This window comes from Sphingobacterium sp. HSC-15S19 (assembly GCF_050433745.1).
Taxonomy (GTDB): Bacteria; Bacteroidota; Bacteroidia; order Sphingobacteriales; family Sphingobacteriaceae; genus Sphingobacterium; species Sphingobacterium siyangense.
Map to the genome: position 1 here is coordinate 82,545 of NZ_JBNPWQ010000020.1, position 25,214 is coordinate 107,758.

The 25,214-nt window shown below is 37.7% G+C and carries 24 protein-coding genes and 3 tRNA genes; 14 read left to right on the forward strand and 13 right to left on the reverse strand.

Annotated features, from left to right (window positions below; genetic code table 11):
* The first annotated feature begins 288 nt into the window (after window positions 1-288).
* Together L1283_RS16995 and L1283_RS17000 are read left to right on the forward strand one after the other, a co-directional pair.
* Window positions 289-1,227 (forward strand): malate dehydrogenase, encoded by a 939-nt coding sequence (locus L1283_RS16995; RefSeq protein ID WP_429626357.1) that lies wholly within the window; start codon window positions 289-291, stop codon window positions 1,225-1,227.
* 184 nt (window positions 1,228-1,411) lie between these two features.
* On the forward strand, window positions 1,412-1,855 hold the full coding sequence (locus L1283_RS17000; RefSeq protein WP_088163761.1) for a retropepsin-like aspartic protease: 444 nt from the start codon (window positions 1,412-1,414) through the stop codon (window positions 1,853-1,855).
* On the opposite strand, the gene L1283_RS17005 is transcribed toward L1283_RS17000, so the two are convergent.
* The gene (locus L1283_RS17005) at window positions 1,841-3,061 is read right to left on the reverse strand and encodes an MFS transporter (RefSeq protein ID WP_429626358.1); all 1,221 of its coding nucleotides are present in this window, start codon (window positions 3,059-3,061) and stop codon (window positions 1,841-1,843) included. The genes L1283_RS17000 and L1283_RS17005 overlap by 15 nt on opposite strands.
* Window positions 3,062-3,242: 181 nt before the next feature.
* Here L1283_RS17005 and fsa point away from each other — a divergent pair, with 181 nt between their 5' ends.
* The 3 genes from fsa (at window position 3,243) to rnr (ending at window position 6,990) form a co-directional block, all read left to right on the forward strand.
* Window positions 3,243-3,902 (forward strand): fructose-6-phosphate aldolase, encoded by a 660-nt coding sequence (gene fsa / locus L1283_RS17010; RefSeq protein WP_075994110.1) that lies wholly within the window; start codon window positions 3,243-3,245, stop codon window positions 3,900-3,902.
* A 267-nt stretch (window positions 3,903-4,169) separates the two neighbouring features.
* Complete coding sequence (locus tag L1283_RS17015) at window positions 4,170-4,598, forward strand: Fur family transcriptional regulator (protein ID WP_075994111.1); 429 nt, start codon at window positions 4,170-4,172, stop codon at window positions 4,596-4,598.
* Window positions 4,599-4,857: 259 nt separating this feature from the next.
* Window positions 4,858-6,990, forward strand: a complete 2,133-nt coding sequence (rnr, locus tag L1283_RS17020) for a ribonuclease R (RefSeq protein WP_429626359.1) — start codon at window positions 4,858-4,860, stop codon at window positions 6,988-6,990.
* A 116-nt stretch (window positions 6,991-7,106) separates the two neighbouring features.
* Here the strand turns inward: rnr and L1283_RS17025 are convergent, their stop codons facing one another.
* Window positions 7,107-7,526 carry a hypothetical protein gene (locus L1283_RS17025; protein ID WP_083663757.1) on the reverse strand — a complete coding sequence of 140 codons (420 nt, stop codon included), beginning with the start codon at window positions 7,524-7,526 and terminating at the stop codon, window positions 7,107-7,109.
* A gap of 557 nt (window positions 7,527-8,083) precedes the next feature.
* On the opposite strand from L1283_RS17025, the gene rpsL reads away from it, so the two are divergent.
* The 4 genes from rpsL to rpsJ all read left to right on the forward strand — a co-directional run bounded on the left by rpsL (window position 8,084) and on the right by rpsJ (window position 11,623).
* Window positions 8,084-8,497 carry a 30S ribosomal protein S12 gene (gene rpsL / locus L1283_RS17030; protein ID WP_002993550.1) on the forward strand — a complete coding sequence of 138 codons (414 nt, stop codon included), beginning with the start codon at window positions 8,084-8,086 and terminating at the stop codon, window positions 8,495-8,497.
* Window positions 8,498-8,516: 19 nt separating this feature from the next.
* Window positions 8,517-8,984, forward strand: a complete 468-nt coding sequence (rpsG, locus tag L1283_RS17035; RefSeq protein ID WP_046671863.1) for a 30S ribosomal protein S7 — start codon at window positions 8,517-8,519, stop codon at window positions 8,982-8,984.
* A 131-nt stretch (window positions 8,985-9,115) separates the two neighbouring features.
* A complete protein-coding gene (gene fusA / locus L1283_RS17040) occupies window positions 9,116-11,239 on the forward strand; it encodes an elongation factor G (protein ID WP_088162893.1) in 2,124 nt (707 codons plus the stop codon).
* A gap of 78 nt (window positions 11,240-11,317) precedes the next feature.
* A complete protein-coding gene (gene rpsJ / locus L1283_RS17045) occupies window positions 11,318-11,623 on the forward strand; it encodes a 30S ribosomal protein S10 (protein ID WP_028070501.1) in 306 nt (101 codons plus the stop codon).
* Between the two features lie 214 nt (window positions 11,624-11,837).
* Here the strand turns inward: rpsJ and L1283_RS17050 are convergent, their stop codons facing one another.
* The 3 genes from L1283_RS17050 to L1283_RS17060 all read right to left on the reverse strand — a co-directional run bounded on the left by L1283_RS17050 (window position 11,838) and on the right by L1283_RS17060 (window position 14,388).
* Window positions 11,838-12,464 carry a porin family protein gene (locus L1283_RS17050; protein ID WP_088162894.1) on the reverse strand — a complete coding sequence of 209 codons (627 nt, stop codon included), beginning with the start codon at window positions 12,462-12,464 and terminating at the stop codon, window positions 11,838-11,840.
* A 53-nt stretch (window positions 12,465-12,517) separates the two neighbouring features.
* Window positions 12,518-13,654 (reverse strand): AI-2E family transporter, encoded by a 1,137-nt coding sequence (locus L1283_RS17055; RefSeq protein WP_088162895.1) that lies wholly within the window; start codon window positions 13,652-13,654, stop codon window positions 12,518-12,520.
* 116 nt (window positions 13,655-13,770) lie between these two features.
* Window positions 13,771-14,388, reverse strand: a complete 618-nt coding sequence (locus L1283_RS17060; RefSeq protein WP_075994116.1) for a porin family protein — start codon at window positions 14,386-14,388, stop codon at window positions 13,771-13,773.
* A gap of 449 nt (window positions 14,389-14,837) precedes the next feature.
* Here L1283_RS17060 and L1283_RS17065 point away from each other — a divergent pair.
* Both L1283_RS17065 and L1283_RS17070 read left to right on the forward strand, forming a co-directional pair.
* Window positions 14,838-14,908 (forward strand) — tRNA-Cys (locus tag L1283_RS17065).
* A gap of 33 nt (window positions 14,909-14,941) precedes the next feature.
* On the forward strand, window positions 14,942-15,121 hold the full coding sequence (locus L1283_RS17070) for a hypothetical protein (protein WP_046671880.1): 180 nt from the start codon (window positions 14,942-14,944) through the stop codon (window positions 15,119-15,121).
* A 33-nt stretch (window positions 15,122-15,154) separates the two neighbouring features.
* Here the strand turns inward: L1283_RS17070 and L1283_RS17075 are convergent, their stop codons facing one another.
* Window positions 15,155-15,901, reverse strand: a complete 747-nt coding sequence (locus tag L1283_RS17075) for a copper homeostasis protein CutC (protein WP_088162897.1) — start codon at window positions 15,899-15,901, stop codon at window positions 15,155-15,157.
* 160 nt (window positions 15,902-16,061) lie between these two features.
* Window positions 16,062-17,045: a hypothetical protein gene (locus L1283_RS17080; RefSeq protein WP_157698577.1), complete on the reverse strand. Its 984-nt coding sequence runs from the start codon at window positions 17,043-17,045 to the stop codon at window positions 16,062-16,064.
* Between the two features lie 285 nt (window positions 17,046-17,330).
* Here L1283_RS17080 and L1283_RS17085 point away from each other — a divergent pair, with 285 nt between their 5' ends.
* Window positions 17,331-17,750: a hypothetical protein gene (locus L1283_RS17085; RefSeq protein ID WP_075994119.1), complete on the forward strand. Its 420-nt coding sequence runs from the start codon at window positions 17,331-17,333 to the stop codon at window positions 17,748-17,750.
* Window positions 17,751-17,795: 45 nt separating this feature from the next.
* The gene (locus tag L1283_RS17090) at window positions 17,796-18,089 is read left to right on the forward strand and encodes a Smr/MutS family protein (protein ID WP_088162899.1); all 294 of its coding nucleotides are present in this window, start codon (window positions 17,796-17,798) and stop codon (window positions 18,087-18,089) included.
* Between the two features lie 39 nt (window positions 18,090-18,128).
* Here the strand turns inward: L1283_RS17090 and L1283_RS17095 are convergent, their stop codons facing one another.
* The 3 genes from L1283_RS17095 to L1283_RS17105 form a co-directional block, all read right to left on the reverse strand.
* Window positions 18,129-19,109, reverse strand: a complete 981-nt coding sequence (locus L1283_RS17095) for a 3-keto-disaccharide hydrolase (protein ID WP_088162900.1) — start codon at window positions 19,107-19,109, stop codon at window positions 18,129-18,131.
* 169 nt (window positions 19,110-19,278) lie between these two features.
* Window positions 19,279-19,352: transfer RNA gene (locus L1283_RS17100), tRNA-Pro, on the reverse strand.
* Between the two features lie 332 nt (window positions 19,353-19,684).
* Window positions 19,685-19,758: transfer RNA gene (locus L1283_RS17105), tRNA-Pro, on the reverse strand.
* A gap of 435 nt (window positions 19,759-20,193) precedes the next feature.
* Here L1283_RS17105 and L1283_RS17110 point away from each other — a divergent pair.
* Complete coding sequence (locus tag L1283_RS17110; protein WP_088162901.1) at window positions 20,194-22,569, forward strand: ABC transporter permease; 2,376 nt, start codon at window positions 20,194-20,196, stop codon at window positions 22,567-22,569.
* Window positions 22,570-23,023: 454 nt separating this feature from the next.
* On the opposite strand, the gene L1283_RS17115 is transcribed toward L1283_RS17110, so the two are convergent.
* The 3 genes from L1283_RS17115 to L1283_RS17125 form a co-directional block, all read right to left on the reverse strand.
* Window positions 23,024-23,854, reverse strand: a complete 831-nt coding sequence (locus L1283_RS17115) for an RteC domain-containing protein (protein WP_038330969.1) — start codon at window positions 23,852-23,854, stop codon at window positions 23,024-23,026.
* Window positions 23,855-24,015: 161 nt separating this feature from the next.
* Window positions 24,016-24,237, reverse strand: a complete 222-nt coding sequence (locus L1283_RS17120; RefSeq protein WP_038330965.1) for a heavy-metal-associated domain-containing protein — start codon at window positions 24,235-24,237, stop codon at window positions 24,016-24,018.
* Window positions 24,238-24,342: 105 nt separating this feature from the next.
* Window positions 24,343-25,200 (reverse strand): heavy metal-binding domain-containing protein, encoded by an 858-nt coding sequence (locus L1283_RS17125; protein ID WP_228388405.1) that lies wholly within the window; start codon window positions 25,198-25,200, stop codon window positions 24,343-24,345.
* Between the last annotated feature and the right edge of the window lie 14 nt (window positions 25,201-25,214).

The window sequence follows — 25,214 nt, forward strand, 5'->3', positions numbered from 1 at the left end:
ATTTTATAAAAGTCATCGATTTTGGAGGGGTCTATTTCTTATGTCAAAAAACAAGTTATTCCCGCTAAATACATTGATTTACTGACAATAATTGATTAAATTCAAGAATTATTTAATAATCCACATAAATGCTCATGAAATATCCATATAAAAAAAGTACAAGCATTCGTGAAGATGGACCGGGTATGCGATGTGGCATAAAAACCGCCGAAGGCAGCTATATAATTAAAAGGCAGATGTATATACTTAAGCGGACAATTAGCTCATGAATAAACAAATAATTTACATATGAAAGTAACTATTGTTGGTGCTGGAGCTGTAGGCGCAACTACAGCGGACAATTTAATCCGTCGAAATGTCGCAGAGGAGATTGTATTATTGGATATTAAAGAAGGTTTTGCAGAAGGCAAAGCGCAAGATATGGCACAAACTGCCGCATTATTGGGTTTTGAATCAAAAATCAAGGGGGTAACCAATGATTATCTGTCAACTGCAGGTTCAACTGTTGCCGTTATTACGTCGGGGATTCCACGTAAACCTGGAATGACACGCGAAGAATTGATTGGGACAAATGCCAATATTGTCAAGTCGGTTGTCGAAAACTTAGTAAAACATTCTCCGGATATTATCATTGTTATCGTATCTAATCCCATGGATACCATGACCTATCTAGCACTTAAATCAAGTGGATTGCCTAAGAATAGAATTATTGGAATGGGCGGTACATTGGATTCAGCACGATTCAAATATCAACTGAGTGAAAAACTGAATGCTTCTGCGTCCGATCTCAATGCCATTGTCATTGGCGGTCATGGAGATACAACAATGATACCACTCATCAAGCACTCCACGTGGAACAGTATTCCAGTCACTGATTTCCTTACCCCGGAAGAGCAAGGCGAAATTGTACACAAAACTATGGTTGGTGGAGCAACATTAACCAGCCTAATCGGCACCTCAGCCTGGTATGCTCCGGGAGCCGCAACAGCTGCAGTCGTCGAAAGTATCGTACGTGATCAAGGAAAATTATTTACAGCATCCGTTTATTTGGAAGGTGAATTTGGTCAAGAAGATATCAATCTGGGCGTACCGGTTATCATCAATAAAAAAGGATGGGATCGCATCGTCCCCATTCAACTCGATGAAGAGGACAAAGAAAAATTCAATAAAAGTGCAGAAGCAGTACGGACAATGAATAATGTACTGAAAGAAATAAAAGCGCTATAGCTTATAAACTATAAACAGATAAGCTGTAGCTCATAAACAATAAAAAGATAAGCTGTAGCTTATAAACTATCAAGAGATAAAAAGCTGTTATTCTATCAATAACAGCTTTTTTTATGAACGTTCAACACGCACTGCGGGTTTTAAAATTTCTTTTTTAAGGGAATTTTTGGGTATGTTTGGCTATATGACAACAGTACCATTTCAATTATTGGATTTACAAGGCCAGGGCACACACATTTTAGTCGATGTAGAAATATATAATCGTTCGTTCAAGATGGTAGTTGATACTGGCGCATCTAAAACTGTATTTGATAAAACGCAATTGGGGCATCTTTTGGATGACCAATTGCAGCTTGAACCTTCAGAAACATTATCAACAGGACTTGGCACCAATTCAATGGAGAGTTTCAATATAAAAATTCCGAGTCTGACATTAGGTGAATGGCAGATAAAAAACTTAAATACTGCGGTATTGGATTTAAGCTCGATCAATTATGCCTATCAGCAGATGGATCTCGAACCAGTGATCGGCGTATTGGGTGGAGATATTTTTGCAGACTATGGCGCTGTCATTGATTATGCAAAGCGCACCTTAAAATTAAGAACCCGGAAATTAAAACTTAAATAGACGTTTGTGGATATGGAGCCGGAGATAGCTATAGTACACAATTGCAATCAATATCCCCAGTCCCCCCATGACGTATAATGTCGTTCGAAGCCCACAGTAACTGGCTAAGGAACCTATCATCAATGTACCAATGGGAAATATCCCCTGAAAAGCCATGACGTAATACGAGATTGCCCGAGCACGATAGATCGGTATGGCATGCGTCTGAATATATGTATTGATACTTGAGTTTTGCATCATCATGGCAAAGGATACCAACATCACATAGACGAGTGCCATCTGCAGCATACTCGAATGCGCCAAAAACAATAATGCAACTCCCATAAGCGCAGCAGCCCCCATCACCTGATAGCGCAAATTGGTACCCGATTTTAAACGGGCCATATTAAATGCACCAACCATGGCACCCAGGCCGGCCGCACTTTCAAACCAGGAGAACGTACGTTCATCACCATGAAACATTTCTTTTGCTATGGCAGGCAGCAACGAGGTATACGGAATAACGATCAAGCTGGAGAATGTCATGATAATAATCAGCGAGGAGATGTGCGGTGAACGTTTAAGATAACGAAAGCCTTCGACCAAACCCTCCCAATTGCTTCCCTTGCTCAGTTGAACATGTGTTTCATCGACCTGCATCATCAATAATGTAATAATGACCGGAACAAAACTGATAAAATTCAGGGCAAAACAGACGAGTTCACCGTATGTACTCAGTAAAATACCTCCTATTGCAGGTCCCAACATTCGGGCGCCATTGAAAATTGTTGAATTCAGCGCTATGGCATTCGGCAGATCTTTACGGTCCCCAACCAAATACATCATCAGCGACTGACGCCCCAAAACATCGAAGGAATTAATGACTCCCTGTATAAGACCTAAGATGGAAAGCCATAAGACACTCTCCCATTTCAGATAAACGACCAAGGTCAAGATCCCAGCCTGTATCATCAAACCAATTTGGGTTATCAGAACCAATTTATACTTTTTATGCTTATCGACAAAACTGCCGATAAATGGCGACAGGACCAAAGAAGGCAATAGGGAGATAAACTGCACAAAACCAAGCCAAAACACAGATCCGGTCAATTCATAGACTAACCAACTGATGGCTATCCGCTGCATCCAAGTTCCCATAAGGGAAATTGCTTGACCTATAACATGTAACCGGAAATTTCTATAATGGAGCGAACGAAAGACCTGCATACGTAAAGATAATACTATATTAAAAGTATAACAAAAAATTAGGAGAAGAGATTCCTTTTTGCTAAAATAAAGATACAATAGGTGAAAATCAATGCTTCAATACTGGAATATAATCAATAACTTTGCTTCATTATTTTGAACTTTAGAATAATCAAATTATTATCATTCAATAACATATACAATGAAATTTTTTATTGACACAGCGAACCTAGAGCAAATCAAAGAAGCCCAAGACTTAGGCGTATTAGACGGGGTAACAACCAATCCAAGTTTAATGGCTAAAGAAGGTATTAGCGGTGATGAAAACGTAATCAACCATTATAAAGCGATCTGTGCAATCGTTGATGGCGATGTCAGTGCTGAAGTTATTTCTACAAATTATGAAGAAATGATCAAAGAAGGAGAAGCGTTAGCAGCTCTTGACAGCAAGATAGTTGTCAAAGTCCCTATGATCAAAGATGGCGTAAAAGCAATTAAATATTTCAGCAAAAAAGGTATTAAAACAAATTGTACATTGGTATTTACAGCTGGTCAGGCACTATTGGCTGCTAAAGCTGGGGCAACCTATGTATCTCCTTTTATCGGTCGTTTGGATGATATCTCTACAGACGGATTAGCGTTGATCGAAGATATTCGTTTAATCTATGATAACTACAACTATCCTACACAAATTTTAGCTGCTTCTGTACGTCACAGTGCACACATTTTAGGATGTGCTAAAATCGGTGCTGATGTTATGACAGGTCCTTTATCAGCGATCCTAGCCTTATTGAAACACCCATTGACAGACAGCGGTCTAGCGACATTCTTAGCTGATCACGCTAAAGCTGCAGGCAAATAAGATTCCTATATTTCCATATAGTAACGAAAACCGATAAGTAAGATGACACGAATCTTAAACTTATCGGTTTTCTTATTTTTAATAGATTCCGTATTTTTGTACTGTCAAAAGCATCTTTGAGAAAGGAAATGGCCCATTTCTGTTCGTTAATGGTCTATGCAAAGGGAAAAAATACGATGAATAAATTCGTCGGATAGTTTTTAAACTTGCAAATAAAAGTAAATTTCTCTTAGTTTGTATTTGATCTAAGGCTTAACGAAGAAATCCATGGAAGATTCCAACACTGTATATCCAGAAATTCTCAAACGAAATAGTTTAAAAGTTACCCAACCCCGGTTGAAGGTACTTGAAATTATTTCGAGGAAAGAGTCTGCAATTTCGCAGCCGGAACTGGAAAAATTACTGGGCAAGGATATTGACCGTGTCACATTATACCGGGTATTGGCCAGCTTTGAAGAGAAAGGGATTATCCATAAAATCTTTGATCTACACGGTACAGCTACTTACGCAATGTGTTCGACAAACTGTTCAGAACATGATCATCATGACCAACACGTACATTTTATTTGCCGGGTATGCAATTCTGTGTACTGTCTGGAAGATATGATCTTACCAAAAGTATCGATCCCAGAAGGCTTCAGTCTCGAAGCGATAGCCGTAAATGCACTTGGTGTGTGCAATCATTGCAAAAAGTAAATCAGGCTGTACGAATCCAAAACTATTTTTCGGCTGAACTGTCTATACATTGGCTATCGGAAGATGCTCCGTTTAGCTCGTTATTGTCGTTTCAAATGCTGTTTTTTTCGTACATTGTAGTGGCATCGATCTTGATGTACGGCTCGCTCATGATCTATTGTATCGGCTGAATTTACAAATTCGCTATCACAGCCATTTCGCTGCAATAGGAAGACTGCCGCAAATCGATGCAAATGAATAATTAACAAATAATAATTGGATGAAAACAAGAAAAGAAAATCCATATAAAGAGGTCTTAACACAACTGATTATCGATATCTTCGAAAAATCGGGTAATAAGCCGCTCAACTATAAACAAGTTTCGTCAAAATTGAATCTTACCGATAATGACTCAAAAGTTGCTATAGCCGATATTTTACATGATAATGTAAGAAATGGGCTTTTTATTGAGGTCGAGCGCGGCAAATTTAATCTGAAACAACTTAAAGTTTATGTCACAGGAAAAGTAGATATGACTGCAGACGGTTCTGCCTATGTAATTCCTGATGACGAATTTGAAAATGATATCTATATCGCTCCGCGGAAACTTAGACAGGCACTCCATGGCGATATTGTGAAGGTCCATACCTTCGAAAAAAGAAAAGGCGGCCGTAAGAAAGAGGGTGAAGTTGTTGAAATCCTGCAAAGAGCCAAGACTGATTTCACGGGAACGATCAGCATCTCCAACAATTTTGCTTTTTTTATTGCCGACGACCGCAAGATGTTACACGACATTTTTATTCCTTTGGACAATCTGAATGGAGCCAAGGACAAGGAAAAAGTGGTCGTTTCGATTATCGACTGGCCAAGCGGGAGCAAAAATCCCGTCGGAACGGTAAAACATGTTTTGGGTACCAAAGGGGAAAATAACACCGAGATGAACGCTATTTTGGCCGACTATGGTTTCCCATTGGAGTTCCCTAAAAAAGTTGAAGCTGAAGCCAATCAGATTTCGGAAAAAATAAGCGCGGAAGAAATTGCAAAGAGACGTGATTTTAGAAACGTTACGACCTTTACCATTGACCCAGCGGATGCAAAAGATTTCGATGACGCCATCTCCTTTCAAAAATTAGAGAATGGCAATTATGAAATCGGTATTCATATTGCGGATGTTTCGCATTTTGTCATACCCGACACAGAATTGGACAAAGAAGCATTCAACCGCGGCACATCCGTCTATCTGGTTGACCGTGTTATTCCGATGCTTCCGGAGCGTCTTTCCAATGGTGTCTGTTCGCTACGTCCGCATGAAGATAAACTTTGCTTTTCGGCTGTTTTTGAATTGGACGAAAAAGCCAATGTACACGATCAATGGTTCGGCCGTACGATTATCCATTCGGACCGACGTTTCAGTTATGAAGAAGCACAGGAGGTGATCGAAACGAAATCGGGTGATTTCAGTGAAGAGATCCTGAAATTAAATGAACTGGCTTATATTCTGCGGGAGCGTAAGTTCAAAAATGGTGCAATAGCTTTTGAAAGTGAAGAGGTAAAATTCACCTTGGATGAAAATGGCAAACCTACAGGGGTATATACCAAAGTCCGTAAAGATGCGCACAAGCTGATTGAAGATTTTATGTTATTGGCGAATCGTAAGGTTGCCGAGTTTATTGGCAAACAAGGCCGTGGAAAAAACAAGCTTACTTTTGTATACCGGTTCCACGATGTACCTAATCCGGAGACGCTGACAACTTTCTCTCAATTTGCAGCGCGGTTTGGTCATAAATTGACCATCAAAACGGATAAGGAAACAGCGAAATCTTTAAATGCGCTGATGACGAAGATAGAAGGTAGCAAAGAGCAAAATATGCTGACTTCACTTGCGGTACGTTCGATGGCCAAAGCGATCTATACGACAAAGAAGACAAGTCACTATGGACTCGCATTTGATTATTACACCCATTTCACCTCTCCTATCCGTCGTTATCCCGATGTGATGGTACACCGTCTTTTACAATTCTATCTGGAGGGCGGTACCAAGATCAATGCGGAGCATTACGAGAAAATGGCCGAACATTCTTCACAAATGGAGAAAAAAGCGGCTGAAGCCGAACGTGCATCGATTAAGTACAAACAGGCAGAATACTTGCAGGATCAAATTGGTACCGAATATACGGGTATTGTCTCGGGTGTTACTGAATGGGGGATGTATGTGGAGATTGAGGAAAACAAATGTGAGGGTATGGTCAGGCTGCGGGATATCACCGATGACTTTTACGTGCTTGACGAGAAGAACTATGCGATCATTGGCCAAAGGAAGAAAAAGAAATTCCAGCTGGGTGATGAGGTTCAAATCCGCGTGAAGAAAGTGGATCTGGATAAAAGGCAGATTGATTTTACGTTGTTGTCTTAAAAATAAATCTGCAATAATTGGCAGCGTATTAAGCTCATCCAATTGGATATATGACAAAAAAAGCGGTATTGACTAAAGTCAATACCGCTTTTTCTTTTGAACAAGAAAGGATAAACTTATTGTTTCGTTCCTTCGAAAGTGAAAAAGACCTCATTTTCAGTAGTTTTCTTTCCTTGGCAAAGAAGTGTCTTTTTTTCCACATCAAATAAAAATGATCCTTCTGGAGAAACACCAGCCGTTTGAATTGCAATGTTCATATTATTGATAACCTTAAACTCTTTCGCAGGTATTTTTAGCGCTTTGTCTCCAATCTCAACTTTCAAAGTATTGTCAGAAATTTTTGTAACCGTCACGATTTTATCAAACATCGGTCCGCTTGTATTCGATAGATCTAAACTACCCTTGTAAGTACCAACAGCTGCATCGATGCTTCCACCTGTTTGAATGGGTTCATCTTTATCCTTTGAACATCCAACAAAAGCGAAGGTTACCAAGGCCAATACCACTGCATACATTAATCTCATTTTGATTTTCATAACTTGAATACATTAATTTGTTTCTACTAAATATTTACACGTTTTTATCAAACACTTTGCCAAACAGAACGCAAAAACATGCAGGAGGTACAATATACCTGAAAACCAGTAGAAGAATATTTATGAGAGAATACCATTATTTAAAGAGTACTACACAGAGAAAGAACAACTTAGAGTGCTTACAAGAAGAAACCTATATTATATAGCTTTTTGCCGTTTTTTTACCCTATAATCGTCCATATTCGTGTACAACAAACCTTCAGCAATTAAATTTTCAATTTCGACAAGATATTACAGGCGGTGGCGGTTGGGAGGATGATTACATCCTAATCTATGCAAATTAGTTTGATGGCGGAGGCGTAGCGATTGACGAAAGATGCTGGACTGTACATTTAGCATGCTACAGCTATGATGATAGGGTCATAAAGAAAAGAGCAGTTCATTTTCAAAAAATAATCTAAATTTTATACACTAACTATTTCATATTCAAAAGGGAATAAGTATCTTTGCGAACTTAAAATATTTAAGGTAAAAAATTTATAAACAAAAACAGGTAAATGCCTACTATTCAACAATTAGTTAGAAAAGGTAGAGTAGCTCTGGTTGATAAGAGTAAGTCACCAGCGTTGGACTCATGTCCACAGCGAAGAGGTGTATGTACACGTGTATATACTACTACCCCTAAAAAACCAAACTCAGCAATGCGTAAAGTAGCTCGTGTACGTTTAACAAACGGTAAAGAGGTCAACGCTTACATCCCTGGAGAAGGTCACAACTTACAAGAGCACTCGATCGTATTGATCCGTGGTGGTCGTGTTAAGGATTTACCAGGTGTACGTTACCACATCATCCGCGGTGCATTAGATACTTCAGGTGTAGCAGGTCGTAACCAACGTCGTTCTAAATATGGAACTAAGCGTCCTAAACCAGGACAAGCAGCTGCAGCTCCAGCAAAAGGTAAAAAGAAATAATTAAACGGAGGAAAGAAAAATGAGAAAATCAAAACCGAAAAAGAGAATCATTTTACCTGATCCAAAGTTTAATGACGTTCAGGTAACACGTTTCGTAAACAATATGATGGTAGATGGTAAAAAATCTATCGCTTATTCTATTTTTTACGACGCAGTAGAATTAGTAGAACAAAAAACACAAGAAAGCGGTTTAGAAGCTTGGAAAAAAGCTTTGAACAACGTTATGCCTGCTGTTGAAGTTAAATCACGCCGTGTTGGTGGTGCTAACTTCCAAGTTCCTATGGAAGTTCGTCCAGATCGTAAAATCGCTTTGGGTATGAAATGGTTAATTTCATACGCTCGTAAACGTGGTGAAAAAACAATGTTCGAAAAATTAGCAGGAGAAATCATTTCAGCTTCTAAAGGTGAAGGTGCTGCTGTTAAGAAGAAAGAAGATACGCACAAAATGGCGGAAGCTAACAAAGCGTTCTCACACTTCAGATTCTAATTTTGAAGACATTCAAAAAAATATGATTACACCGACCTCCGATAAAAACAATCTTTTATCAAGGTCGGTGTACTTATTTAACATTACATTTAAACACATAAGACCATTAAGGTCCGCTGCTTAAAAATATTATGGCAAGAGATTTAAAATTCACTAGAAATATCGGTATCGCTGCCCACATCGATGCTGGTAAAACTACAACAACTGAGCGTATCCTTTACTACTCAGGTGTAAACCACAAAATTGGTGAAGTTCACGAAGGTGCTTCTACAATGGACTGGATGGAGCAAGAAGCTGAACGTGGTATCACAATTACTTCTGCTGCTACAACCGTTTTCTGGAACTACCGTAACAACAAATACCAAGTAAACGTAATCGATACTCCTGGACACGTGGATTTCACGGTTGAGGTAAACCGTTCGTTACGTGTACTAGACGGATTAGTTTTCTTATTCTCTGCGGTTGATGGTGTTGAGCCTCAATCTGAGACTAACTGGAGACTAGCTGATGGATATAAAGTACCTCGTATTGGTTTCGTTAATAAAATGGACCGTTCAGGTGCTGACTTCTTAAAAGTTGTTGGCCAAGTAAAATCAATGCTAGGTTCCGATGCAGTAGCTTTACAATTGCCTATCGGTGCTGAAGATACATTCAAAGGTGTAGTTGACTTGATCAACAACCGTGGTATCGTATGGAATGAGCATGATAAAGGAATGACCTTTACAGAAGTTCCAATTCCAGAAGATATGTTGGATGAAGTTGCTGAATACCGTGAGAAATTATTGGAAGCAGTAGCTGGTTATGATGAGACTTTGATGGAGAAATTCTTCGAAGATCCAAATTCATTGACTGAGCGTGAAATCTTAGATGCTTTACGTAAAGCGGTATTAGATAATGCAATTGTTCCTATGGTATGTGGTTCATCTTTCAAAAACAAAGGTGTTCAAACCATGTTGGATCTAGTAATGGAATTATTGCCTTCACCTCTTGATATCGATGCTGTAAAAGGTACTAACCCTGATACAGGTGAAGAAATTTTACGTAAACCATCTGTAAACGAGCCTTTCGCAGCTTTAGGTTTTAAAATTGCGACTGACCCATTTGTAGGTCGTCTATGTTTTATCCGTGCTTACTCGGGTAAGTTAGATGCTGGTTCTTATGTATTGAACACTCGTTCAGGAAACAAAGAGCGTATCTCTCGTATCTTCCAAATGCACGCGAACAAACAAAACCCTATCCCTTTCATCGAGGCTGGTGATATCGGTGCTGTTGTAGGTTTCAAAGACATCAAAACTGGTGATACACTTTGTGACGAAAAAGCACCTATCATTCTTGAGTCTATGACTTTCCCTGAGCCAGTAATTGGTTTGGCGATTGAGCCTAAAACTCAAGCTGACGTTGATAGATTAGGTATTGGTCTTGGTAAATTGGCTGAAGAGGATCCTACATTCGTTGTAAAAACTGACGAAGAAACTGGTCAAACAGTTATCTCTGGTATGGGTGAGCTTCACTTAGAGATCTTGATCGACCGTTTGAAACGTGAATTTAAAGTAGAGGTTAACCAAGGTGCTCCTCAAGTATCATACAAAGAGTCTATCAACGGTACTACTGAGCACCGTGAGGTATTCAAAAAACAATCAGGTGGTCGTGGTAAATTCGCGGATATCAAAGTTGTTATTTCTCCAGCGGATGAAGATTTCGATTTATCAAAATCACCACTTCAATTCGTTAATGAAATTGTTGGTGGTAAAATTCCTAAAGAGTTTATCCCTTCAGTTCAAAAAGGATTTGAAACTTCAATGAAAAATGGTGTATTAGCAGGATTCCCATTATCAGGAATGAAAGTTCGTTTGATTGATGGTTCATTCCACGCTGTCGATTCAGATTCATTGTCTTTCGAATTAGCTGCTCGTCAAGCATACCGTGAAGGATTACCTAAATGTTCTCCAGTGTTAATGGAACCAATTATGAAAATAGAGGTTTTAACACCAGAAGAAAACATGGGTGATGTAATGGGTGACTTAAACCGTCGTCGTGGTCAAATGCAAGGTTTGGATTCACGTAACGGTGTACAGGTAATCAAAGCATTGGTTCCACTTTCTGAAATGTTCGGTTACGTAACGCAATTACGTACAATCACTTCAGGTCGTGCAACATCGACAATGGAATTTGATCACTTTGAAGAAGCCCCTCGTAACGTTGCTGAAGAGGTGATTGCAAAATCAAAAGGTAAAATCAAAGGTTCTGTAGAATAATATAGAACTCAAAAATAAACCGACCGCTGGTTGTTAATAGCTCTAATCAGCGGTCATTTTTAAATAATATCATATACTATGAGCCAAAGAATCAGAATTAAATTGAAATCTTACGATTACAATTTGGTTGACAAATCAGCTGAAAAAATCGTAAAAACAGTAAAACCTACAGGTGCAGTTGTTAGTGGTCCTATTCCATTGCCTACTGAGAAAAAAATCTATACGGTATTACGTTCACCACACGTTAACAAAAAAGCACGTGAGCAATTCCAATTGTGTGCTTACAAAAGATTGTTGGATATCTATTCATCAAACGCTAAAACTGTTGACGCATTGATGAAACTTGAATTGCCTTCAGGTGTTGAAGTAGAAATCAAAGTGTGATAGATTTCAGTCACTGAAAAAAGAAGGGCCTTTCGTAAGAAAAGCCCTTTTTTTGTGAATGTGTCTGATATTATTAGCTAGAAAGAAACCTTCAGTCGGCTTCCATTGCTGTTGCTGTCTGCCGAATCATGAAGGTTTTGTTTGCGCAAATATTCCTCATGAAACTAATAAATCCAAAACATGAGGATGAAAGACATTTTTCGAGCAACTAAAATTATAGCTGATAACCAAGTCCGATTGAAAATACACGATTATAGGTATCAATCTTATCATCTAGCTTGATATTTAAAAGCCCTAACGCATATCCGCCATGCACCGAAAAGCCATTTGTTAATTTAAATCCCGCTAAAAAATTTAATCCAGCATCATATTTTTTCATCTCATTGCTATTTTTTCTAGTCCCAAACTGAATTTCTTCTACAGTCCTAGAAAATTTCTCTTTCCCAGAGATTGCAACGCTTGTATATGGTCCCCCAGCTAGAAAAAATTGACCAAAATTATTTTGAGGAAAATAATACATTAAGTTTAAAGGGACTTCAAGATATTGTACCTTACGCCAGCCATCCATCAAAATTTCACCATTTTGCGAACCTGTACTCATTTTGGACCCTGTCTGTTGAAGAGCCACACCAGGTTGCAAGGCAAAATTATTACGCAATGGAAGCTCTACGTATGCTTCTATATGCAATCTTGTGATGGCAGGATAGGCCGAGCTTCCATAGCTTGAATATCTCATTTCCTTTGCAAAATTGGCCGCCGTACGAAGGCCGAAAGATATTTGAGCCTGAAGCCCGGTTGTCATTCCCACAATGGCTAATGTGGTTAATAATATTCTCTTCATATAATTACTTTTATTCGTTATGTTTGAGATAGCGGGCAAAAGTAATAAAAAAACTATTCGGCTTCTTTATCAATTTCAGTCGAAGGGGGAAGTTCATGGTGCAAGGTCGCGTACATATCATTGTAAACGTCATCCTTACTATCTTCTTCCCCTAAAAGAAATCCCCAAGGTTTTAACTCCTTAATGCGGTCCATTATAATTTTGACAATCGCCAAAATAGGAATCGCCAAAAACATACCGGAAATACCCCATACCATTTCGCCAATAATAATGGAGAGCATAGCAAACAACGAATTAACTTTCACCTTAGAACCCACAATCTTAGGAACAATAAAATTACTGTCGATCATATGTATAATAATGAGGGCGATAATGACCAGGACGACATGAGTAAAAGAAGATGTCGCAAATGTCAGAATGGCAATGATGAGCATGGAAGAGAAAATACCAACATAAGGTAGCACATTGAATACCCCGGTGATTAATGCCAAAAGCAGACTATATTTTACCCCAATCAACGAAAGGACAATAAAGACCAAAAGGGAAACCAAGCTCATTTGGATCAGTAGTCCGATCAGATATTTTTTGACGACATACTGAACCTGTTGAACCACGTCCAGAACAATCGGTCGGTCCTCTACACGATTGACAAATAAAAGAAACTTGACAATATGTCCCCTATATATCAGTAAGAAGAATGTGTAAAGAAAGGTAAAGACAAACAGAATAAACATCGACGACAGGGAAACCAATGCAGTACCTAAAAATAAAGTTCCCGAATCAACGGATTTTGATGCTGTTTTATTAATAAAATCAATCTGATCTTTATGCTGGATTCCAAACTGTTGGCTCACCCAGGTCTGTAGATTACCCACGCCATCCATAATCTGTTGCTTAAAAGCCGGGAAATCTTCTTTAAGGAGTGTAAGCTGTGAGGCCAATAGAAAAAGTCCGTACCCCAAAACACCGAAAAATAAAATAACGCTCAATATGCCGGCCAGTGTCCTTGGAAAATGTAGCTTCCGTTCCATAAAATTACTTAGCGGAATCAGCAGCAGCGAAAACAACAAGCCCAAAATCATGGGAATAAGTATGGTATCTCCGATCTTTGCCAAATATCCCAATAAAAGTATACTGATCAATACACAGGCAAGTTTGACATAAAAGGGTAAAGGAAGAAATCTTTTCATGCAGCAATCTTTTGAATAAAAATAACAATTTCGGTTGACTAAAGTTTAATCCAATAAAAAAGTCCCCACAAATGCAGGGACTCTTTCCTCATAATAAGTTTAAGTACTTATATTTCTTATAGTCCGAAACCGATACCAACAGACCAAATACGATTTTTAGCCATATCACCTGACCCTGGAGCTAAGTTGGTTAAACCTAAACCATAACCAGCATTGATCTGAAAACCATTAGTCAATTGGTAACCAGCTAAGAAATTGATACCAAAATCGGTACGTTTAAGATCATCATTTTCATTGCTACCAAAATTTAGATCACGTTCAATTTTCACATTTCCCTCGCCTAACTCTCCTTTACGTTTACCACTTAATCCGAATCCAACATAAGGTCCTGCACCAATAAAAAAGTTACCAGAATCTCCTGTAGGTAATTTAGCCACTAGGTTTACTGGAATATCAAGTGACATTACACTCTCTTTAATTTCAGAAGCTGAACCTGGTGTCCACTTTCCACCTTTATTTTGCAAAGACAATCCCGGCTGAATAGAAAAATAAGGCGAAACGGGAGCGTCCAAATAACCCGTTACAAAAAATCCTGTATTTGATTGTGTGCTTTCATTACTTAAAGAATATTTAGGAATATTTACACCCGCACGGAGACCATATCCCAATCCACCTTGTGCAAAAGCTCCTAACGAACCAAATAAAATTGCTGCAGATAATAATAGTTTTTTCATGTTTCCTAATTTAATTTACTTTCTTCTTTTATCACTTAATCTCATAATTTCCTGTATGAGATTTATTACATTTCCATTTGCAATATCTATTCCAAAATCCATAAGCCTTTAATTTACAAAGTAAAACATCACAAAAAAGTATCTTTTCACGATTTAGCATTGTCCTTTAAAAGATACAGTGATTGGCGTATTATTTCAATCTGATGGCGAGCTGCAAGGGGTTCGGTGTTTGATTTTACCGAGGAAAGTGCTTTGTCAAAAACGTCTTGGTTATCCCAAGCTGAAAACCCTCCGATATGTTGCTGCTGACTATCGCTCAAAGGATCACACAGCAAAATACAAGCTTGGTTTTCAGACGGATGCTTAAAAACATAAAAGTTTTATCATAAAGATTTTTTAATTCCAATTATAAGTTTTATTTTTGCAGACCTTCAAAAGGAAAAAAATAGGGTCGGATGGCCGAGTGGCTAGGCTGAGGTCTGCAAAACCTCCTACAGCGGTTCGAATCCGCTTCCGACCTCGTTTTATTTTAAACAATAAAAATATTATCAAAATGGGAGTTACACGTTTAAAAAGAAAAGATAGAAGAAATAAAACTGTTTCACGTGTTGAAGTTCAGTTTTTGAAATTAGGAACTAACGTAGAGTTAGGTTCTAGATCAAAAATGAAAGCTAGCAACCAAATCGTTAAAAACGATGCTATCTTAAATCAATTAGCTTCAGAAGCTAAATAGTAAGAAGAATTTAATAGCCTTTAAAGTACTACTTTAAAGGCTTTTTAATAGGTCCACCATTTGGTGGACTTTTTCTTTTGAGCTCATCCACTGTGCCTCATCCATTCCATTGACCTGACTCTGGTTAAACCTCATCTTCGACACATGCAATTCTTTCGCTGAGCTATGTATTGCAACTGCACCAGTTTGCGCTAAAATATGAACTATATTAGCTGCATCTACACCTGCACCAGGCATAATCACAATACGGCCATTTGCTTGTTGAACTAACTGTTTGAGTAGTGGAGCTCCAGCTAAAGCAGAATTTTGCAGACCAGATGTCAAAATACGATCTATCCCCAGTTCGATGACATCTTCTAATGCCTGAAAAGGATCTTCCACGCGATCAAAAGCACGATGAAAGGTAACATGCATGGGACGCGCAGCTTCCACCAATCGCAAAGTATTCACTTTATCCACCGTACCATCTGCGTTCAGCATACCTATTACAACACCATCTATCCCCAATTCCTTGCACAACTGAATATCTGCTATCATTTCTAAGATCTCGGTCTCTGTATAAAGAAAATCACCTCCACGCGGTCTGATAAGCACATGAATACCAATATTCACCAGTTCCCGCACTAACTGCAACTGACCAAACGAAGGTGTAGTCCCTCCATTTTCCAAATTTTGACAAAACTCTACCCGGGTCGCACCTCCTTGTTCGGCTTCAATTGCTGATGCTACGGAATTTGAACAGATTTCTAATTGGTAATTTCCAATTGCCTTTTCCTTCATTATATTATATCTTAAGCTATTTTTCGTTTACGCGAATAACGTAAAAAAAAAGGAAATAACCTACTCCCCTACTTATGGTCAAACTAGTATAAGCTTTAGAAAAGACTACAGTTAAAAAGATACTTTACCTTCATGGTAAATTTTGCTTCTAGACAAAGATCTACAACTTTAGCTTATAATGATGTACCTCTACTTTTTTCCACTTCCAATCTGGTCCTTTTGAGGTACTCATGCCACCTGACATCTCCCTTGAAGAAGGAGGGTCTAAGAAACGCTCCCGTTTAATATAAGTTGGCAATTGGAAGCCAGGCGATGTATTTAGCGTTTCAAAACATTCCCGCGCGAGTTTCATGATGTCATTCCGATTTTCTGCATTGCTTTCAATTCGACTTCCTATATAAGATGTCGGACCATACAATTGCTCATAAATAGCTGAATCTTCAAAAGGTTTGAATTTCAGACGCATCATTATTTGTACCAATAGAGCATACAGATCATTGTCCGTTGGCGCCAGAACCAACTTATCCAACACCTTTGGTATCAACTCCCACATCATCAATTCAACCGCTAAATCTTTGGTATTCTCACCAATGAAATCGAGTGTAGGCCACATCTGGTCCACATATCGTACAACAGAATCTCTACTTCCATGCAAAGCAACCAACTGTCTATTGCTCCAATATTCCAGCGGTATGTCCCCTCGATAATAGACTCCAAATATGTATTGACCTTTCAAGCGCCCCAAGGAACCACAATTTTGCATCTCAAACTCAGGTGCAAGCATACAGTAACTAAACATATCACGCGTATTTAGCGTTTTAAATGTTTGTACCGAAAGAGGATTCCATAAAGCAGGATAACGTTCCCTATCCAAACTATCTTCTCCTGATACCAATCTATACACGTAATAGTCTTTCAGTAATATTCGCAAGATTGCTTCACGACCACCAAGGGGATAATTTCTAGACTTAATCTTCCCCATTCTTCCGAGATACCTGGGCAACTGATCGTTTATAAATTTTGTAGAATCTTTCAGCTTATATTGGCCATGACACATGGGTAAGCTGCATACCAATAGCAATGCTAAAAAAAGGACATAGTACCTCCTCTTCTTAAAGAAATCAACAAAACTAGATGCTAACATAGTTAATACATTTTCAGTGCATTGGCTGCAATACAGCATATTAAATATACTTAAAATTAAATAGTATTAAATAAATTAGGTTTCAAAAAAAATCTACGATTTGAAAACGGGACCAAAAACCAAAAAAACTCAGTTCCGTTTTAAGCTCAGTCTCTTCTTTTATATACAAAAATCATAACCGAATTTTAGACATGTAAAACATTCGGCTGAACTATTTGTATATACCTTACATGCTTTTATTTAAATAACTAAAAACCAAGCGCATACATTTTTAAGTAAAATATCATGGCAATTATATCAAAAAACATGGAGACCCAAGAAAAGATCATCAGTACTTTTGAAGAGCTCCAAAAAGCTATATATGACCTGAAACATCAAATTGTTGAATTTGAATTGCTTTTTAATCAGGCTTGCAACAGACATATTGACTCCAATTTCCAAAAGGAATGGTTGCTGGACCGAATATCTTCACGTCATGATATGATTACACTTCGACATGATGCCATGCTGCTTATTCGAGACACTGTCTCTGCGTTCCGGGATTTCGACGGTTATTTTCTAGATCTCAAACAGCTACTCCAATCGATCGAGTTACTTATGCTCAACCATGCCGATGAGGAAGAGTATGAAATTGCAGCTATTATCAAAAAATGGTATGAAAAATTTGCCCAAGCGATTGATTTCGTTGGTGACTTAACCTATTAAGTCGCTGTTTTATTATACTTTTGCAGCATTGTAAAATATTGAGAAATGCACAAACCACCAGCTATCGTAGACTTACACACCGATACTTTCCTTGAAGATTGGGAAGATTATTCGCCAGAGGAGCTCTTACAAGAATCCATTGATTTTATGCGATCTAATCTAGATGCAGCTATTTATTGGGAAATGAACGAAATAAAGTTTATTCATGGCAAGGGAAAAGGAATGTTAAAAAAAATGGTTTTTGAAGAGTTGCAAGAGTACAAAGCTCACGGCTCCATTGAACGCTATTACACCTCCTACCAGAATGAAGATATTGTAGTCGTTGTCATAGGGATTTAAAAAGGCTACCTTTTCAGATAGCCTTTGTATCATGTTATGCTATTTAATAGCTGGAGTAATAATCACTTTTCGGAATTCCACGGGACCATGATCCCCTTGGAAATAAATTGGTCCCGGCTCTGCCTCTTTACTATCCAAAGCACCGCCCGTTATACCAGGGATTTCTTGGTTACTGATAACAGTCTTTCCGTTTGCCACAACCGTCACTAGACGTCCTACCAATGTAATATCATAGGTTTGCCATTCTCCGGCTCCTTTATTGACCATTTCATTTGCAGCTAAGAAGCCGTATACCCCTGCGAAAAGCACAGCATTAGGATGTGCATCCTTGGGGCTATCTTCTATCTGAACCTCATAACGGCCCCTTAAGTAGACACCACTATTACTTCCTGCTGGAATTTTAAATTCAACATGTAATTTAAAATCTTCAAATTTTTGCTCAGAGACCAAATTAGAACCAGATTGCGGGCTAGTCAAAATTCCGTTTTTCACCACCCACTGATTCGTTTTACCGGTAGCTTTCCATCCTGACAGATCCTTGCCGTTGAACAGCTGAATGGGCTTACCCCATTTTACTGCAGCTGTTCGCTTCAGCTCCGGAGCACGAACACCTTTAAAGCGATATGTTTTCCCATCAGGCTCTGTTATTGTCCCTTGCAATACACCGTTTACAATCTCTCCTTCAACACTTAGATTCATCTTTCCGCCTTCCCATTGAGGTGGGATGGCAAATCTAAACTTTCCTTTCTCATAAAACACCTGCGAAACTGGCCGAGCACTTCCGGAAGTACTCACATAATGACCGACTAAAGTTCTATAGCCCGACAATTTTACCTCCAACCAGGATGGTGCAGGGGTACCATTAATATCAACTTCGATGTCCCATCGACCAATCAGCTCTTTGCCTTCTACGTCTTGTTGATAATGACTGGATTCTCCGATTGAATGTTTAGCAAAGGTTACTTGCGGTAATGCACAAGAGGCCAAAATTCCTAAAAGAAATGCCGCTTTTCTGTTCATATTATTTATGTTTATATTCTAATTGACAATAAATTTCAAGCAATTTAACTGTTTAACAGCGGGTTTACAAGGATATAATGTTAAAAAATGCGAAGAATGCACCCGGCCGTAAGTTCGCCTTAATGCCCTGAAACAAAAAAAGCCCTAACTTTCGTTAGAGCTTTTCTCGTCGGGGTGGCAGGATTCGAACCTACGACCTCCACATCCCAAATGTGGCGCGATACCGGGCTACGCTACACCCCGAAAAGGTATCACCTTTGTTTTGTGTGGCACAAAAGTAAATTAAAAATATGTTTTTTTCAAAAATATTCTCTACATAACACCTAACAAGCTGACTTATTGTAAAATAATTTACAAAACATTTAAAACACATATCGATTTCGATCCAAAATAATTTTAAAAACCAGCATGACTGCCCTGAATAGCGAAGTTAACGCTTAGCTAGCTGAAATAGTGGGATTGGCAGGCCCTGACTGAGTCTCCTCCGGATCAAACTCAATAATATCCTAAGGCTGTAGGTTCGCCTTCTTGCCCCAAAACGAAAAAAGCCCTAACTTTCGTTAGAGCTTTTCTAGTCGGGGTGGCAGGATTCGAACCTACGACCTCCACATCCCAAATGTGGCGCGATACCGGGCTACGCTACACCCCGAAAAGGTATCACCTTTGTTTTGTGTGGCACAAATATACGCTTCTTACAAATTATTTGCAAATGAAAAACATAAAATAAAACTAACAAGTTGTTATATTGCGACATACTCTTTGCCCTGACGATACATAGCTCCCCTTTATACATCAAATCTAATGCTATTTCGAATATTTGTCACTTCGATCAAGCGCTCACCTGTCAATTAAAATCTTTTTGACCTCCCAACTGTAGCCTGTTCGAATATGAACATGAAGTGTTCGAATCCAAACACTTTAACCACAAAAAGAAAGAATACAATCTATTGACTAAAAACACTTTAGCCCTTTGGCCGCTTTTTTGAAATTGACTCATTGCACATTTTTTCAAAAATAGAAATCAACCTATCCTTCAACGGGATTGATTACCATAAGTTCAGAATGAACACTTATAACAAAAAGTATGATAAAGACCTATTTCCAAATCGCCTGGAGAAACCTTATTAAGAACAAGGTTTTTTCCTTTATCAATATCCTTGGCTTAACAATAGGCATCACCGTCTGCGCAATGATATTCCTGTTTATCGCCAATCAGTTTAGCTTTGACAAGTTTCACAGCCAAGGTGACCGGATCTATCGGGTCATGCGTGGCTTTGACAACACCAAAGACCGCGCTCCTTATTTATCTGCACCCTATGCCACCGCCTTAATAACCGATTATCCGGATGATATCAAAAAAGCTGTACGGGTAATGCCTGCCAATGGGTTATTCTCTTTTGGCAATATCGCATTCAATGAAAAGAAACTCTTTATTGCAGATGACGATTTCTTTGAACTATTTAGTTTTCCGCTCATCAAGGGAAATCCAATGACTGTTTTAAAAAATCCAACAAGTGTTGTATTAACGGAAAAAACTGCGAAAAAATATTTTGGAGATGAGAATCCCATCGGTAAAATACTACAGCTTGATAAAACGAAACAATTAACCGTTACCGGGATTGCAAAAGATCTTCCGGTCAATTCGCATCTGGAATTTGATCTTATCATTCCATTATCCAATTATATCAATACCGAACCGTTCAAAGCTTGGCAAAACAACAATTTATTCACTTACATCCTACTTGACGAACATAAAGATGTTAGGCAACTGGAAAAGCAATTTCCCGATTTCATGAATAGGCATATGAAAGCAGTTTCTACCAATATGGGTATCCATTTTGATCTTGCCCTTACACCGCTAAAAGATGTCTATCTTGAATCCCACAGCGCATTTGACAGCGCAAAACATGGTGACAAGAAAGTTATTTACATTTTTCTCTCCATCGCCATCCTTATATTGATTATCGCCTGCATCAATTTCATGAATCTCTCGACAATACGTGCAGTTGACCGATCAAAAGAAGTTGGTTTAAGAAAGGTACTTGGAGCACAACGTCTTCAATTAATGGGGCAGTTTATCGGAGAATCCATTTTATTAACCACCATATCCTGCATACTCGCCATATGTCTACTGCAACTACTCATGCCTGTATATAATCAACTATTGGGATACACCCTAACGGTCCCATGGAATTCATGGCCAATCTATATTTTTTTGATTGCAATTATTGTCATAGTAGGGCTATTAGCCGGAAGTTACCCTGCCTTATACCTTTCAACCTTCTCCCCTATACAGGCATTAAAAGGTAAATTGCGCTTGGGCAAGGGCGGCACACTGTTCCGACATACGCTGGTTGTGTTCCAATTCAGCATATCCATTTTACTTATCATCGGTACACTGATTATCTCCAAGCAGATGAAATATGTGAAAGAACTAGGACTCGGCTACGACAACCAACAGACTGTGGTTATTCCAATAGACAATGAAGAACTGTACAACAACCTTCGTACATTCAAAAACGAATTATCTGTGAGCAGTGATATTGCATCGGTCTCCTTTATGTCGGGTGAACCAGGAGGCTTCTTCGATAGCCATACGTTTGAAGTGGAGAGTAAAAATGGGGAGAAGTGGAGATCAAGGACGGAATTCACCGATTTCGACTATGTAAGCACGCTGAACCTCAAAATAATTGCAGGCCGAAACTTTTCAGCGCAATACCCCACCGACTCCACTAGCGCTGTATTAGTTAACCGTACTGCAACATCGATGCTCGGATTTACCCCCGAACAGGCCATTGGAAAATGGATAAAAAATACGATCCGCGATCAATCCCCCAGAAAAATCATTGGTGTAATAGATGATTTTAACTTCCTATCTCTAAAAGAAAACATGGATGCATTAGTTATTGCTCCTTCTGATGATCTAAGGGTAACCCTCATTCGCTTAAACACAAAAGATTTCCCTGCAGCGCTAAAAACTATTAAAACTGCATTTGGGAAAGTAGCTCCTTTATACCCTTTTGAATACAGCTTTTTGGACCAGAAATTCGACACGCTATACAAAACCGATCTGAGGCAACAACGTATACTCAGTCTTTTTTCCGGATTGGCCATATTTATCGCTTGCCTGGGCCTATATGGTTTAGCCTCTTTTACGGCCGCCAAACGAAACAAAGAGATTGGAATCCGAAAAGTGCTGGGCGCTTCGGTATCGGGCGTTACTACTTTATTGTCCAGAGATTTTATAAAACCCGTATTAGTTGCCTTGATAATTGCCTCGCCGATTGCCTGGCTAGTCATGAACAAATGGTTGGAAGACTTTGCCTACCGCATCCAAATCCAATGGTGGATGTTTGTGCTCGCAGGACTGGTAACAATAGGTATCGCATTGATTACGGTAAGCTGGCAGGCCATTCGAGCAGCCGTAGCTAATCCTGTAAACAGCTTGCGGGACGAATAAAAGGAAGGAAACAAAAAAAGCTCTAACGTTCGTTAGAGCTTTTAAGTCGTCCTGTCGGGACAATTTTCGAACCATTTTATTAATGATTTAAAACTGTTGTTGTCCGATATTGACTTTTAATATCATAGAAAATTCAAGTAAATGAACTTTATCTTTTTTTATTAACGGTGCAAAAATATGCATTTATAGTAATACAAAGCAACAATTTCGTTGCGAAAATTTCGAAATAATTTATAAAAAACTCTATGCCAATACTTTAATTAAAATTATAAGACAATTTTAAAGCATAAAAGATTAATTTAATCAGTATTTGCAAATAATATGAGTTCTATAAACGCTAAAAATGTTATTGGTAATAATTTAGTAAATTGTATTTACAGCATTTAATTTTTATATAACTATACATACATAACTTCATTTAGTGTATGAAATGTCACACATTTAAACTCTGTTTTCATTTTTCGTCCTGCTCATCCATTCTTTTGATAAGTGCATCGCGAAGACTATCGAGAAATTTGGTTCGATTTATCTTCCTTCCTTTTAATTCTAAATAAGAATGATAGAAGTCTCCTAAATCAATATTAAACATATTCTCAAATGTTTTTGCTATAACCTTAATATCAATATTACCATTTTCAATTGAACCATTGGAATGTAGAGAATAGATTAACTCAACCAAAGCTGTTTTACTACCAGTCCAATTTAAACTTAAATTTTTTGATATATGTTTTTTATTATTGTTATTCAATTGGTCTTCAAGATATACCTGTATTAAATCGTTGGCAATAATTTTAGCTACTTTATAATCGTGTGAGGTTGCAAATTTATGATCTGCTTCAAAATAATAAGTATCTAAGCTTAATTTTATATCATGATTTCCTCTGATAAAGTATTTTTTATCTAAATGGGTGCTATTAGTTCTGTAGTATTTATAAAATTCCAAATTAGCATCAAAAAAACGCTTGATCTTACTAAGCTCAAGATTGAGATATTGTTTAATAATTTTATCACCTCCTCTGGGCCGTTTTGTTTCAATTTTATATATAGAATTTAAATATATCAATTTTGAAACTAACTGAGGTTTAAGTTGTTTGAAAAAGAATATTTCTTCATCTTCATCTTTGAATCCTTTTTTCTTGACATATTCCTTTGCCGAATCAAGCCTTTGTAAAACTAATACAATAGCATTTTCATACAACTCTAACGAGTTATTGCTATGCTCGTAAGTCAGTTCAGTTATTCTATCATCCAATTCATTCATCAAAGAATGGCAATAATCTATCATTAAAACAAGGATTTTAAATTTAAAAACTGGCATAAAAAATAAAATGAGGTAATAATTGCAGGCATCCTACAATAAATTACCTCATTTTAAATTGCGATAGTACAATTATTTAAAAGAATACTATCCATTATCACTCTCAGGATAAAATATAGAGTGATAAATTACTCTGCTAAAGGTTCTGCTTTAAATCCTTTTCTCTTAACGATAGCGATGATCTCATCTTCTGTAATTCCTTCTGATTTTACAGTTAAGATTTTATCATTATTAGCTGTATCTACATTCCATTCACAGATACCTTCCGCACTGTCAAAATCTGCTTTTACTTTTGATACACATCCTCCACAATTAAGGTTTGTCTTGAATTGAAATTCTTTATTTTCCATTTTTTAATTTATTTATAATGTATATTTATACTACAAAATTCTGTATTTTCTTATTTTTTTTATTATGATATTCCTTGTTTGATTTACGATTTTTACTGATTTTTTTTAGTGTTTGTGATGATGATTATGACCTTCGCTCGTTTTGTTACCCTCAGCAACATGTACCGTAAAATCTACAGTGTGCACTTTATTACTAATCTTAAATTGCATCCACATTCTATATAAACCTGGTTTCTTGATTAGTGTTTCTGCATAAATCTGATAACTTTCATTAGACATTGGGTGAATATGCAAAAATTCTTTTTCAGCTTTGCTTATCATTACAATATGAGCTTTTGCTCCTAAATAGTTTTGCAATTCAGCGTCATTAATCTTGTTACCATTTTTTAGAATCTCAAATTGCAATGGCTGGCTTGTATTTGTTTTCAAATCTGCACCATTCAATAATTTGGCAGTATAACCATCTGATTCCGATTCAAATTTTGCATTTGTATCTAACTGTGCTATTTCTGTAGTATTTCCTACTACATTTAACGAATGTTTGTAAACATTCCCTTCCTCGTTCTCAGGCTTATAATCTACAAAAAATAAGTAGTCCCCAGCAGTTGGAAATATTTCATCAATAAGATAAGAACCGTCTTCTTGTTCAATGGGATGGATATGGTCAAACCAAGTTAGTTCTTCATTCACAACTAGAAGATGCATTTTCATTTCATGTACTTCTTCTAATGACACAACTTTATCTTCGTTCTTTACAATGATTTTAAACTGCGTCGATTTCCCTGCTTCAATAACTTCAGGTTCAGAAGATATAATCACATCAAAATGTTTTGCTGTTCCTTTATTTTCTGGAACTAAATTCATTCCACATTTTGAACATTTATCACCTTTATTCCCTTTGACTTCTGGGTGCATAGGGCAAATAAATATATTTTCGCTGCTGGATTGATGTTGTGTATTCATAATATTTTTTTTTA